Source organism: Protofrankia sp. CiP1_Cm_nod2 (genome assembly GCF_920664355.1).
GTDB lineage: Bacteria > Actinomycetota > Actinomycetes > Frankiales > Frankiaceae > Protofrankia.
Genome location: NZ_CAKKTL010000144.1, coordinates 1 through 13,425, shown reverse-complemented (window position 1 = coordinate 13,425; position 13,425 = coordinate 1). Strand labels below are relative to the sequence as shown.

Here is a 13,425-nt window from a genome sequence, read left to right as displayed (position 1 = left end):
CCGCGGGAGCCGCGGGTGCCGCGGGAGCCACCGGCGCCGCGGCGGCCGGCGCGGGGGCCGGCCGGTCGGTCGGGGCCGCGCCAGGGATACCGTCCGCGGCCGGTACTGCACCGTCGGCGATGGCTGGCGGGACGGATCTCGCCGTGCCTGGCTGGCCGTTGACACCCTCTGGCCGGTAGTCGGAGAGGAACTCGCGCCACTGTGGCGAGACGCTCTCCGGATCGGCGAGGTATTGCTGGTAGATCTCGAATACCAGCCACTCGTTGGGGCCGAAGTCGGGGCCGGATTCGGGTACCGTCGGTGCTGTCACGGGGGCGTTCCCCTCTATCCACCTTCTGCTGGGGCCCGAGGCGCGGGCCCTTCCGCTGCCGTGTAATCAGGCTACTCGTCACCTTCACCTGGATGTGTCTGAAGGTCGTGGCCCGTGATCCGGGCCACGGGCGATCCAAACAGCCGTAGTTCGTGAATTGTGTCACTGTTGGTCGGATGTTCTGGCGGCCGTGACTTACATGTGAGTTACGGGTAGTGTCTCTGCTATTACTTCTGGTGTCCATCTCAGGCGATGGCATGTGTTGTCCATCCCGGGTGGCTGGGAGCGGGCCGCCGCGACATGCCAGGATCGCCACGTGGTGGTGTGGCTCGGCGTCGATGTGGGTGGGACCTTCACCGATCTCGTCGCGGTCGACGACGACGGTCGGATGCTCTTCGGGAAGGTGCCCTCGGTGCCCGCCGACCCGTCCGAAGCGGTGCTCGACGCCGTCCGCGGAGCCGGTCTTGCCGGCTCCGGTACCGGCCGGGACGGGGCCGCCGGTGCTGTCGAACGGTTCGCCCACGGCACCACCGTCGCGACGAACGCCCTGCTCGAGCGGCGCGGGGCGCGGACAGCCCTGGTGACCACGCACGGGTTCGCCGACATCATCGAGATCGGCCGCCAGAACCGGCCCGCCCTCTACGACCTCACCCGAGACCGCCCGCCCCCGCTGGTGCCCCGCGAACTGCGGTACACCGTGGTCGAGCGCACCGGGCCGGACGGGGTGATCGTCCCGCTGGACGCCAACAGCCTGCGGGACGTCGTCGCCGCCCTCACCGCACTGTCGGCTGTTGCCGAGACCGGCGGGACGCCGGCTGTTGCCAGGGCCGGCGGGACGCCGGCTGTTGCCGACGCCGACGGGGTGGTCAGGCCGCTGGCGGCCGTCGCCGTGTGCCTGCTGTTCTCCTTCGCCCATCCCGAGCACGAACGTCAGGTCGCCGACGCGCTGCGGGCCGCGCTGCCCGGCGTGACCGTGGTGGCCTCCCACGAGGTGCTCCCGCGGTTCCGGGAGTACGAGCGGTTCGCCACCACCGTCGCCGACGCCTACCTGACACCGGCGCTGTCGGCCTACCTCGGCGCGCTCGCCCGCCGGTGCGCCGCGGCGGGGCTGCCGTCCCCGCTGGTCATGCGCTCCTCCGGGGGAGTGGTGGAGCTCGCGGCCGCCGCCGAGCACGCCGCGGCGTGCGTGCTGTCGGGGCCGGCCGGCGGCGTGGTCGGCGCCGCCTACGTCGCGGCCCGCTCGGGCCTGGACGATCTGCTGACCTTCGACATGGGCGGCACGTCGACGGACGTCGCCCCGGTGATCGGCGGCCGGGTGCAGACCACGGCCGAGGCGGTGCTCGCCGGCATACCGGTCACGTTGCCGACGGTGGACGTCCACTCGGTGAGCGCCGGCGGCGGATCCGTCGCCTGGGTCGACTCCGGCGGGGCGCTGCGGGCCGGGCCCCGTTCGGCCGGCGCCGATCCGGGCCCGGCCTGCTACGGCCGCGGCGGTGTCGAACCGACGGTGACCGACGCGGACCTGGTCCTCGGCTATCTGGCGGACGGGGCGAGCCTCGGCGGCGAGGTCACCCTGTCCCGGGCGGCCGCCTCCAAGGCGCTGGCCGCCCTGGGCGCGATACTCGGATCCGGCCCGGACGGCCTGTCGGTGGAGGAGACGGCGGCCGGGGTGGTGGCGGTCGCCGACGCGGAGATGACCCGTGCCCTGCGGGTGGTCTCGGTGGAACGCGGCCTCGACCCGCGGGAGCTGACCCTGGTCGCCTTCGGCGGCGCCGGCGGGACGCACGCGTGCGCGCTGGCCGAGGAGCTCGGGATGCACCGGGTGCTGGTGCCGCTGGCCTGCGGGGTGCTCTCCGCGCTGGGGCTGGCCATCGGCGACGTCCGCCGGGACTATCTGCGTCCGCTGCACGGCCCGCTGGCAACGGCCGGCCTGGGCGCCGCCTTCACCGAGCTGGCCCGGGCCGCCCACGCGGACACCCCCGCCGCGGACGTCCCCGCGCTCGTGATCGAGTACCAGCTGGACTGCCGGTACGTGGGCCAGTCACACGAGCTGACGGTGGTGGCCACCACCGACGGCGGCGGTGCCGGCGGCGGTTTTTCCGTCGCGCGGATACGGGCGGCCTTCGAGGCCGAGCACCTGCGCCGCTACGGGCACACCGCCCCCGACCGGGACGTCGAGGTGGTGGCCGTACGGCTGGTGGCCACGGTGCCGGGCCGCCGGCCCGAGCTGCGGGCCCCGGCCGCCGACCCCACCGCCGCCCGCACCCGCCGTCCGATCTACCTGGACGGCTCCTGGCGGGAGGTGGACGTCGTGCCCCGCGCCGCCCTCGGCCCCGGCGACACCGTGCCGGGACCGGCCGTCGTCGAGTTCCCCGAGGCGACCTGCCTGATCCGCCCCACCTGGCACGCCCACGTCGACCCCGCCGGCTCCCTCCTGCTCACCCGCGTCCACTGATACAGACCGAATTTCTCGCAGCCGGCCGTGGGCGAGCCCAACGGTGCGTGTCACGCAGATGGGTTTCGAGGTCTGCGTCGACAAGGGTCGACAAGGGTCGACAAGGTGGGTAGTGTTCCCGCGCCGCCCGCTCGGGTTCGTCCACGAGCGCGGTCCGCCGGGAGACCACGGCTGCCGGCGGACAGGTCAGGAAGCGGGCGAGAGGCCGTCGGGGAGCGGATCTCCTGAGGAAGATCTTCGAGGTCGGTTCCGCCTGCGTGAGACCGGCTGCCAGCCTGGCCTGAGCCTGGCCTGCCGGACCCGCTCACCGACCTCCGAGCACTGCCGCACGGGCTCCGTCTGTGCGCTTCTCCCACATCGTCGGTTCCCGTGTGGCGATGCCTCCCGGCCGGCGCGCCGAGATTGTCGCGCGGGTTCCATATGGGCAGATGAGGGGACTGCAACGTGTCGGAAACATATGTGTCATGTTTCACTGCGACTCTGACGCCCGTGCCGTGTCTGCCGTGTCGTCACCAGCCCGTCGGGCAGGAATCTGGCGGGTTACGCCGACCCTGTCGCGCGAGGTCCGGAATGGCTGTGTTCCCGATCGCGTCCCTGGGCGAGATCCTCGACGCCGGGTGCTCCGACGCCGGGCGTCCTGGCACCGGGCGCCGCGGGCGGCAGTCCCGGACGTCGCGGTAGCGGCGTCGTCGTGGCGCTACAGCCCGGCAAGGGCAAGATGGACGGCAGGCACTACCTGCCCTCGACCCCGGAGACGGTCATGTGGGGGCGGTTGCCGACCGCCGACACCAGGCCCGTGCTGAGCGTGGAGTCGGGGGGCACGGTCACGGTCGACACGGTCAGCCAGGAGGGGATCCTCGATGATCAGGGGCGCGATCCGGACGCCTTCTTCGGCCGTTTCGGCGTTCCGGCCTCCGAGGTCCTCGACGACGCCCGGATGATCGCCTCCTCCGGGATCCCGCACCGGTTCGGGGTGGACAGCCCGCACCTGGTGACCGGGCCGGTGTTCGTACGCGGTGCCGAGCCCGGCGATGTGCTGCGGGTGGACGTCGTCTCGTTGCATCCGCGGGCCAGGTACGGGGTGGTGTCGACCCGGCACGGTGCCGGGCCGCTCGCCGGGGAGTTCCCCGAGAACGACCCGCCCGGCCCGGACGCGAACGCCCGGAACTGGGCGGCCTTCCGGACGGCGAGCAGCTTCTGCGCGGTCGAACGGCGCCGCGGCCGGCTCTTCGGCACGCTGGAGGCCCCCAAGGGGCGGAAGGTGCGTTTCCCACTGTCGCCGTTCATGGGGATCATGTCGGTCGCTGTCGACGGTCCCGGCCCGCTCCGGTCGGCTTCGGTCGGGACGCACGGCGGGGCGCTCGACTGCGGGGAGTTAGGCGTTGACTCTCACCTGTTTCTTCCGGTGCGGGTTGCCGGCGCGCTGTTCGCCGTCGGCGACCCGCACTATTCCCTGGGTGAGGGGAAAGTCGCGGCTGTCGGCCTGGAAGGGCCGCTGCGGGCGACGTTCCGCCTGACCGTCCTGAAGGAGCCCGCGGCCCGGGCCGCCCTCGGGACGTTGCGCGAGCCCTTTGTCGAAACCGACACCCACTGGGTGCCGCTGGGGGCGCACGCCGATCTCACCGACGCCATCCGCCAGACCACCCGGTCGGCGGTGCTCTTCCTGTCCAGCCGGCTGGGGATGGACCGGGCGGCCGCGTTCGCCTACCTGTCCGCAGCGGCTGCCTTCGGCATCGGCCGGTCGGGCAGCGACCTACAGACCGTGTACTGCCGGATCCGCCGGGCGGACTTCGGCGAGCCGGCCGCCGCCAAACCCCGTCTGGTACGCCCCGGATTCGGCCGGGCTGCCCCCGCCCCCGCTCCTGGCAGTCCCGCTGCCGGCTCCCGCTCCACCGCCCCTGTTACCGGTCCCGCACCCACGGACGATCGTTCCGAGGCGCCGCCGGGCGCGGGCGCGGCCCACGAACCTCCGGAGGCGCCACAGCCGGCAACGGACGCGGCAGGCCCGGAGGTTCTGGGCCCGGCCGCTTCGGGCCCGGAGGTTCTGGGCCCGGAGGTTCTGGGCCCGGCCGCTTTGGGCCCGGTCGCTTTGGGCCCGGTCGCTTCGGGTTCGGTCGCCGCGAGCTCAGCGGCAGATACGTCCGCGGCACCGAGCGCGCCAGTCCCCGACAGCACTGGTCCTGCTTCCCAGCCGTAGGTGAAAACCGTGCTCACGGCAGCGTTTTCCACCTACGGCTCCCGCACCCGTAGGTGGAAAACGCCGTCCCGGCACCAGTTTTTACCTACAGCCGACGGGCGCCGGCCTTTTGCGGCCAGGAGCGGAGACCGTCGCCATGTCACCCGAGAGCTGTCCGGTGCCGGGGCGTGACCGTCGGAGACGACACCCGGTCTCCAGCGCGCCGGTCAAGTGGTGCGCATCCCATCCCCGGCCACCCGTACAAGCCATGATCCAAACGATTTTGTCGTTGTGTACGCTTTTTGGCCGCAAAAGTGTACACAACGACAAACTCGCGCCGATCTTCTCCGGCGGCCGGCGTCCTATCGAGGTACGTCACCGTTCGCGGGGCTAGCTCGGCGCGATCTGGTCGGGGGAGGGCGCGGTGATGGGGGGAGGGACGCCGAAGTCCGAATAGGTCACCGTTCGGACGATCTCGCTGCGGCCGGCGCCGGTGTCAGCGCCGGTGTTCGGGGTGGCGATGGTGACGCGGAGCTGGCGGATGAGCCCGTCGGCGTCGATCCATGCCTCGGCCGGCTGGATCGCCGTCCCCAGGGTGTTCTTGTAGTACTCGACCGTGGTGGCGCTGATGTTTCCCCGGGTGGCGGCGGTGTCCAGGTTCACGGACAGCGTGTAGTGGGTGGTCGTGACGCCGTCGATCGTTTCCTGGCCGACGGTGGTCACCGGCGCCGAGGCCCCGCTGAGGAAGCCGAGCCGCAGCGCGACGGCGTCGCCGGTCGTGGGCTGGGCGGTCGGTGTCGGGGCGGGCGTCGCCGAGCGGCTGCCGCTGGCGCCGGGGACGACACGGGTCCATCGCGGCGGGCGCGGCACGTCGGCGGGCGGGACGCTGCGCTGGTAGAGGTCAGGGCCGACGATCAGCAGCTCGCTGCGGCCCCCGCCAGCCACGTCACGCATGGTCTGACTGGCGCTGTTGACGAAGTCGACGGTGCCGGTGCCGGTGATGGAGAGCTGTCTGCGCCCGGACGAGGAGACGAAGTTCGCCTGGTCGCTGAAGCGGATACGCGCGGTCCCCCGAGTGATCGTCGCCTGGTAGGCGCCGGCGAGGGGAGCGGGCACGCCGCTGGTTCCGGTCGGTGCGGCAGCCGTCGGGACCGCCGGCGGCGGTTCGGGGGAGTCGGACGAACAGCCGGCTGCCCCGACCAGCGACAGGCCTGCCACCAGCAGCATGACGGCGGCGGCCATGGCCCGCGTCGCACGGCGGCCGGTGCGGTGCGCAGCAGCGGTCGCCAGGCCCGAGTCCGGGCCCGGATCGCAGGATCGTTGTGATTTCGGTGTCGTTGGGACAGCACCGGAACCACAACGATCACAGCATTGCCGGGCGAGCCGCTGAAGGCAGGCGCCTACCGAGCCAGACCGCACCGGAACTACACGCGCCGGAAGATCAGCGCACGCTTGACCTCCGAGATGGCCTTGGTGACCTGGATGCCACGCGGGCACGCGTTCGAGCAGTTGAACGTCGTCCGGCAGCGCCAGACGCCTTCGCGCTCGTTGAGGATCTCCAGGCGTTCGTCGCCGGCGGCGTCCCGGCTGTCGAAGATGAAGCGGTGCGCGGCCACGATGGCGGCCGGCCCGAAGTAGTCGCCGTCGTTCCAGAACACCGGGCAGGACGTGGTGCAGGCCGCGCACAGGATGCACTTGGTGGTGTCGTCGAAACGTTCCCGGTCGGCGGCGGACTGCAGCCGTTCCTTGGTCGGCTCGTGCCCCTCGGGAATGAGGTAGGGCTTGACCGCACGGAACGCGTCGAAGAACGGCTCCATGTTGACGATGAGGTCCTTCTCGACCGGGAGCCCCTTGATGGGTTCGATCGAGATTTCCGAGCCGAGGTCCTTGACCAGCACCTTGCAGGCGAGCCGGTTCGCGCCGTTGATCCGCATGGCGTCCGAGCCGCACACGCCGTGCGCGCACGAGCGCCGGAAGGACAGCGAGCCGTCGAGGTTCCACTTGACGTAGTGCAGGGCGTCCAGCAGCCGGTCACTGGGGACGAAGGGGACCGCGAAGCTCTGCCAGTACGCTTTGTCGCTCTCCTCGGGGTTGTAGCGCCTGATCTTCAGCGTGATGGTCCGCCCATCCGAGGTACTGGGACTGGCGCCGGCCGGTACAGTGGTTGATAGATCGTCTGTGACAGTCACGCCGGACCTTTCTCACATCGGACCCACATGGCGGGTCAGCAGATCATAGACCGCGCACCGGTCTCCCGACCGTCAGCGCCTCGCTTCCCGGGCCCGGAGGATACCGGGCCAGGGATCGTGGCTGCCGTCCGGGAGTGCCGGGGCACGCTGGTGCGGGTACGGATAGCTGTGCTGGTCAGCACCCTTACGACGTCTTCCTGACCTCTGTTTTTTTCAGTTGTCCTCCCCGGCTGCCATCCCGGATACCCGCCCGCGTTTTCCGCGGCCGCCGGGCAGCGGTGAAGCGCGCGGGACGGGTGGCCGGCCAGGTCCTGGCGGGGCCTCGGGCATCGAGGCCGGGTCCCGCCAGGACCGCCCGCCGCCCGCCGCGCGGTCGGGGGCGGGGGCGGTCAGTACTTGCGTTCCATGGGCTGGTAGCGGGTCAACGCCACCGGCTTGTAGTCCAGCCGGATCTCCGAGTCGGGCGCGGCGGCGGCCAGCGGCCCGGAGCGGTAGGCCATGGTGTGCCGCAGGAAGTTCACGTCGTCGCGGTTGGGGTAGTCCTCGCGGGAGTGCCCCCCCCGGGACTCGTTGCGGGCCAGCGCGCCGGTGACCAGGCATTCGGCGAGGTCGAGCAGGAAGCCCAGCTCGACCGCCTCCAGCAGTTCGGTGTTGTAGCGGTGGCCCCGGTCGGTGACGCCGACGTTCTGGTAGCGGGCCTTGAGCCCGGCGATGTCACCGAACGCCTGCTTCAGCGTGGCCTCGGTCCGGTAGACCGACGCGTTGACGTCCATCGTCTCCTGGAGCTCACGGCGGATCGCCGCCACGTTCTGCAATCCGCTGCCGTCACGCAGCCGGCCGAGCAGGCCCTCGACGAAGCCGGCCGGGTCGTCCGGCAGCTCGGCGTGGGTGGAGGTCTTGTTCGCGTGCTCCGCCGCGGCGATGCCGGCCCGGCGGCCGAAGACGTTGATGTCCAGCAGCGAGTTGGTGCCGAGCCGGTTCGCGCCGTGCACGGAGACGCACGCCACTTCGCCCGCAGCGTAGAGCCCCGGGACGATGTCGGTGTTGTTCCGCAGCACTTCGGCGTTGATGTTCGTCGGGACGCCGCCCATGGCGTAGTGGGCGGTCGGCTGGATCGGGATCGGGTCCGTGTAGGGCTCGATGCCCAGGTAGGTGCGGGCGAACTCGGTGATGTCCGGGAGCTTCGCGTCGAGCTGCTCCGGGGGCAGGTGTGTCAGGTCGAGGTAGACGTGGTCGCCGTCGACGCCACAGCCGCGGCCGGCGCGGATCTCGGTGTAGATGGCCCGGGCCACCATGTCGCGGGGGGCGAGGTCCTTGATGGTCGGTGCGTAGCGCTCCATGAAGCGCTCGCCGTCCTTGTTGCGCAGGATGCCGCCCTCACCGCGGGCACCCTCGGTGAGCAGGATGCCCATCTTCCAGATGCCGGTCGGGTGGAACTGGTAGAACTCCAGGTCCTCCAGGGGCAGCCCGCGCCGGAAGATGATGCCCATGCCGTCGCCGGTGAGCGTGTGCGCGTTCGAGGTGACCTTGAAGACCTTGCCGAAGCCGCCGGTGGCGAACACCACGGACTTGGCCCGGAAGACGTGCACCTCGCCGGTGGCCAGCTCGTAGGCGACCACACCGGCGGCGACGCCCTCGCTCAGCAGCAGGTCCAGCACGTAGAACTCGTTGTAGAACTCGATGTCGTGCTTGACGCACTGCTGGTAGAGGGTCTGCAGGATCATGTGGCCGGTGCGGTCGGCGGCATAGCACGAGCGGCGGACGGGTGCCTTGCCGTGGTCGCGGGTGTGACCGCCGAAACGGCGCTGGTCGATGCGGCCCTCGGGGGTCCGGTTGAACGGCAGGCCCATCTTCTCCAGGTCGAGGACCGCGTCGATGGCCTCCTTGCACATGACCTCGGCGGCGTCCTGGTCGACGAGATAGTCACCACCTTTGATCGTGTCAAAGGTGTGCCACTCCCAGTTGTCCTCCTCGACGTTGGCCAGGGCCGCGCACATGCCGCCCTGCGCCGCGCCGGTGTGGGAGCGGGTGGGATACAGCTTGGTCAGCACGGCGGTGCGACACCGCTTGCCGGATTCGAGTGCCGCGCGCATGCCCGCGCCGCCGGCACCCACGATGACCGTGTCGAACTTGTGAATCTGCACCGCTTGGACCTCCGCCTTCCCAGGCGCTATCAGGAGATGTTCGGGTCGAACGTGAAGATGACCAGTGATCCCAGGGAGATCACCAGGAACGCCGACACGTACAGCAACATCTTCAGCCAGAACCGGGTCTGTGGCCGCTCAGCGTAGTCATTAATGACGGTGCGTAGGCCATTGCTCCCGTGCAGTTCGGCCAGGACGAGCATGAGCAGGTCCCAGGTCCGCCAGAACGGTGAGGCCCAGCGGCCCGCGACGAAGCCGAAGCCGATCCGCTGCACACCGCCGTCAAGAATGTTCATGATGAACAGGTGGCCGAGCACCAGGAAGACCAGCAGGATCCCGGAGACCCGCATGAACAGCCACGCGTAGAGCTCGAAGTTCGTCCGCGCCTTGGTGCGTACGGGCCGGCGTTGTGGGCTGCGTGGCGCCTCGATGGCCGGGGCGGCCGCGCCGTCGATCGTTGTCGCCATCAGGACGCGCTCCCGAACAGGCTCTCGACCGTGTGCTTCAGCATGTAGTAGGTGCCCGGAACGACCAGGATGACCCACAGCACGATCTCGGTGTACAGCATCTGGCGCTGGAAACGGGGGCCGGACGCCCAGAAGTCGATCAGCACGATCCGGATCCCGTTGAGCGCGTGGAAGAGAACCGCCGCTACCAGCCCCACCTCCATCAGGTTCACGATCGGGTTCTTGTAGGTCGCGATCACGGTGTCGTAGGACGATGGGGACACCCGCACCAGCGCGGTGTCCAGGACGTGGGCGAACAGGAAGAAAAAGATCAGTACGCCCGTGATCCTGTGAGCAACCCAGGACCACATACCCTCGCGGCCGCGGTAGAGCGTGCCCGCTGGTGCCTTCGGCACTGAAAGCTCCTCCGGACCGGCCTTCCGAGAGGCTGGTCCTGATGATCCGTCCGATGACTCATGGTGGCTTGTCCGGCCAAAGATGGCACGGCTGCCATGGCGCCCGCCAGTTCATGAGCATGGCCCAGAGGCCGCGCTCGAGCCGATGATCCGGGCAGTGATCTGACGGGCAGGCAGCTCGCGTCACCGAGGAACCAGGGCACCCGGAGACATCATGATGTGGACGACGGTTTGTGTGCACCCGATGCTAGTGCTGGCCCCCTGGCGGGGCATGCCGGCTTCCGTGACACTTAGGTGAGGTATGTCACAGATAGTGATCGTCTTCATTGTGTGATGAAGCGTTCTGAAGGGTAAAGGGCTGCCCTCAGGGACCCCTGTCACAGGTGCGGCAGCGCGGCATCAGGTGCGCCCGTCAGGTGGTGGCGGTGGCGGTGGGTTGGTGGGTGGCGACGCGCTGGGGGTCGAGGCCGTCGGGCCTGGGTCCGTCGGCTGGATCTGGGTTGGTGTCGGGGCCGGGCTGGTCGGGCTCGCACCCACCTGCGTCGGCGAGGGGGTCACGGGCTGCGCCTCGGTCGCGGTCGGTAGCGGCTCGGCCGGCGTGCTCGCTACGGGTGGTGACGATGGGCGGGAGGTGGGGAGCCTGTCCACCCCCACCGGGGCTTTCGGGCTGGGCACGGGCGCGGAGGGGTCGACGCTGCGCTGCCCGGCCGCCCCGCTCGCCGACGGGCTGGTGCCCCCACCGGGCTGCAGCTGCACGTCGGTGCCGGAACCCGAGCGGAGCAGCGCGCCGACCACGAGCGCCACACATACGGCCAGGGACGCGGCCACCGCCGCGACCGCGCCGCGGTGCAGGGGAGTTCCGTCACGCCACCAGTCGGTTGACGTTCTTCCGTTCCCCAGGTGACCATGAGTTGTGCTGTTGCCGGCCGGGCCCATGACACCGCTGGTGACCGGTAGCAGACCGTCATCGGGGTCGTCCTGGTTGCCGACACCGTACCCGCCGAAGTCGAACGGGGGCGGGGTGAACCGGTTGCCGGCCAGGGTGGTCGCGGCCGAGGTGTCCAGCAGCGGGGCGCCGCCGGTGCGCGTCCGGACCGCCACCGCGGTCACCGGCTCCTCAGGCATGCCAGGACGGTCATGGTGCGCGGGCGCCGCCGGGGCGCCGGCCGCCCGGCCGGTGCTCGGCGCGTCCGCTTCCGCCGCCGCGGCGGCGACCGTCCGCCTGGCGACCAGCGTTCCGGCCTCGGCCGGGTCCTCGGCCGGGTCCTCGGCCGCGCCGCCGGCCACCGGCCCGCCGTCCTTGGCCGTACCGCTCACCGACCGGTCCATGGTCACCAGGTCGGCCGCGGGCGTCCCGGTGGCGGAGGGAGCGATCTGCGGGCCGTGCGCCCGCGCGTCCTCGTCGGATGCCGGATCGTCGCCGGCATGCTCCTCGGCGTCCACTGCGGGCCCGGCGCCGGCCTTCCCCTCGGTCACCGGTTCCGCGTCGGATCCGGTGACCGACGCCGGTACGGGTACGGCCCCGCCCGCGACCGGGCGCAGCCGCCGGCGTACCTCGGCCACGTCCGGCCTGCTCTCGGCCGGCCGGTCGAGCAGGTCGGCGAGCAGGCCACGCAGGGGGCCGGCGAGCTGGAACGGGCGCCGGCGCCCCTCCACCACGGCGGTCAGGACGGCGTAGGTCTCCGGCCCCTCGAACGGCGGCTGCCCCTCCACCGCCGCGTACAGCGTGGCGCCCAGCCCCCACAGGTCACTCGCGGGGGTGCCGGAGGAGCCCCGCACCCGTTCCGGGGCGATGTAGGCGGGGGAGCCGACGAGCGCCCCCGTGCCGGTGAGGGTCGAGTCGCCGTCGGTGGCCGCGATGCCGAAGTCGGTCAGCCGGACGTGGCCGTCCCGGCCGAGCAGGACGTTGCCGGGCTTGATGTCACGGTGCAGCACACCCGCCGAGTGGGCGGCGGCGAGCGCCTCGGTGAGCGTCAGCCCGATGGCCGCCACCTGGTCGGGCGGCAGCGGCCCCTCGGCCCGGATGACCTCGCCGAGGCTGTCGGCGTCCACCAGCTCCATGACGATCCAGTGGCGTTCGGCCTCCTCGACCACGTCGTAGACGGAGACGATGGCCGGGCTGTTCAGCCGGGCGAGGGCGCGGGCCTCCCGCAGCACTCTGGCCCGCAGCCCGTCGCGCTCGACCTGTGAGCCGGTGTGCGGAATCAGAATTTCCTTGACCGCGACCGGGCGCTGAAGAAGCTCGTCCTCACCGCACCAGACGACACCGGCGCCACCTCGCCCGATTGGAGTATCCAGACGGTAACGCTGAGATACATATCGGGGTGTGTTGTGGCGCGCGGAGTCTCCGGGCGGTGGTGCCGATCTGGCCATCGCCGTCAAGTCTTGCAGATGCACGGGCGGACGTGCAGACAGCCCTCAGCCGGCCCGGCCCGGCGCGCATGGCCGGCACCGGCCAGGAACGGCCCGGAAGAGGCCCGGAACGGCCCGGAAGAGGCCCGGAAGATGGTCAGGGGCCGGGCCGGAACGTCGAGAAAAGCTGCCACATCAACGGAAGGTCCGTTTCCCAGCGGGAGTCCGCGGTACGCCAGTACAACGCGTAGCCATGGCCATTGCGCACAAATCCCCGGTTGAGAACGTGCACCGTCTTCCCGCCGGATGTGTGCGTGAACTCCCAGTCCGCCTGGATCGCCCCGTCGCCGCCGTCAGCCGGCGCGATCTTCACCCGTCGGTAGTCGGGCACCTGGGCGCGCAGGTCGTCCTCGTGCGCCGTCCAGTCCGTCAGTGCGGAGGGATTGGCCCGCGCGGTGATGTCGATGTGCAGGTATGCGCCGGTCTGCGGATTGGTGAAGTTCCGTCCTTCGTTTCCTGGGGCGGGCCGTTCCTCCCAGCCCTCCGGATAGGCGATCGACCAGCCCGACGGGCCGGAGTAGGTACGCCAGCCCGGTGGCGGGGCCACCGGTGTGGTGTCCGGCGGGGCCAGCCCCGGGTCGGCGGTGACCGCTGCGGCCGGAACGCCTGCGTCAGGTGACGGCCGGGTGGAGGCCGGTGGGCCGGTGATCGTGGGAGCGGTCTGGCTCGTGGTGGTCCCGTCCGGGCTCCCCTGGCCGGTCGCGGCCGCTGCCGGCGGCTGGCCCGCTCCTGGCCGGGCCGGATCCGATGCCAGCACCGCCGCGAGGACGATGGCCGTAGCCGCCAGCACCGCCGTGAGGGCCGCGACGATCACGCCGAGGCGCCGGCGGCTGGACCGGCCGCCCGCCGCCGCGCCCGCCGGCCCCGCGACGGCCGT

General features: G+C 71.3%; 9 protein-coding genes and 1 pseudogene. 2 read left to right on the top strand and 8 right to left on the bottom strand.

The features are described 5' to 3' along the window. Nucleotides 1-310, bottom strand: a 310-nt coding sequence (locus NBW84_RS15960) for a 2-oxoglutarate dehydrogenase E1 subunit family protein (protein ID WP_250285542.1), incomplete at its 3' end; no start/stop codon positions are given. 316 nt (nt 311-626) lie between these two features. Here NBW84_RS15960 and NBW84_RS15955 point away from each other — a divergent pair. Next, on the top strand, nt 627-2,765 hold the full coding sequence (locus tag NBW84_RS15955; RefSeq protein ID WP_250285541.1) for a hydantoinase/oxoprolinase family protein: 2,139 nt from the start codon (nt 627-629) through the stop codon (nt 2,763-2,765). Nucleotides 2,766-3,456: 691 nt separating this feature from the next. Beyond that, nucleotides 3,457-4,962: an acetamidase/formamidase family protein gene (locus NBW84_RS15950; protein ID WP_250285540.1), complete on the top strand. Its 1,506-nt coding sequence runs from the start codon at nt 3,457-3,459 to the stop codon at nt 4,960-4,962. Between the two features lie 369 nt (nt 4,963-5,331). Here NBW84_RS15950 and NBW84_RS15945 read toward each other — a convergent pair whose 3' ends face one another. The 7 genes and pseudogenes from NBW84_RS15945 to NBW84_RS15915 all read right to left on the bottom strand — a co-directional run. After that, complete coding sequence (locus NBW84_RS15945; RefSeq protein WP_250285539.1) at nt 5,332-6,183, bottom strand: hypothetical protein; 852 nt, start codon at nt 6,181-6,183, stop codon at nt 5,332-5,334. Between the two features lie 182 nt (nt 6,184-6,365). After that, nucleotides 6,366-7,130 (bottom strand): succinate dehydrogenase iron-sulfur subunit, encoded by a 765-nt coding sequence (locus NBW84_RS15940; protein ID WP_250285538.1) that lies wholly within the window; start codon nt 7,128-7,130, stop codon nt 6,366-6,368. Nucleotides 7,131-7,519: 389 nt separating this feature from the next. Then, nucleotides 7,520-9,274, bottom strand: a complete 1,755-nt coding sequence (gene sdhA, locus NBW84_RS15935; protein WP_250285537.1) for a succinate dehydrogenase flavoprotein subunit — start codon at nt 9,272-9,274, stop codon at nt 7,520-7,522. A gap of 29 nt (nt 9,275-9,303) precedes the next feature. After that, the gene (locus NBW84_RS15930; protein WP_250285536.1) at nt 9,304-9,741 is read right to left on the bottom strand and encodes a succinate dehydrogenase hydrophobic membrane anchor subunit; all 438 of its coding nucleotides are present in this window, start codon (nt 9,739-9,741) and stop codon (nt 9,304-9,306) included. After that, nucleotides 9,741-10,136 (bottom strand): succinate dehydrogenase, cytochrome b556 subunit, encoded by a 396-nt coding sequence (gene sdhC, locus NBW84_RS15925; RefSeq protein ID WP_250285535.1) that lies wholly within the window; start codon nt 10,134-10,136, stop codon nt 9,741-9,743. The genes NBW84_RS15930 and sdhC overlap by 1 nt, the downstream gene beginning before the upstream one ends. A 399-nt stretch (nt 10,137-10,535) precedes the next feature. Continuing rightward, nucleotides 10,536-12,509 carry a serine/threonine-protein kinase gene (locus tag NBW84_RS15920; protein ID WP_250285534.1) on the bottom strand — a complete coding sequence of 658 codons (1,974 nt, stop codon included), beginning with the start codon at nt 12,507-12,509 and terminating at the stop codon, nt 10,536-10,538. Nucleotides 12,510-12,645: 136 nt separating this feature from the next. Then, nucleotides 12,646-13,425, bottom strand: a pseudogene (locus NBW84_RS15915) (serine/threonine-protein kinase); the annotation flags it as partial.

Bases quoted from the DNA above. Each gene is read 5' to 3' on its own strand.
- NBW84_RS15945 (WP_250285539.1), bottom strand. From the start codon at position 6,183: ATGGCCGCCGCCGTCATGCTGCTGGTGGCAGGCCTGTCGCTGGTCGGG.
- NBW84_RS15930 (WP_250285536.1), bottom strand. From the start codon at position 9,741: ATGGCGACAACGATCGACGGCGCGGCCGCCCCGGCCATCGAGGCGCCA.
- NBW84_RS15920 (WP_250285534.1), bottom strand. From the start codon at position 12,509: ATGGCCAGATCGGCACCACCGCCCGGAGACTCCGCGCGCCACAACACA.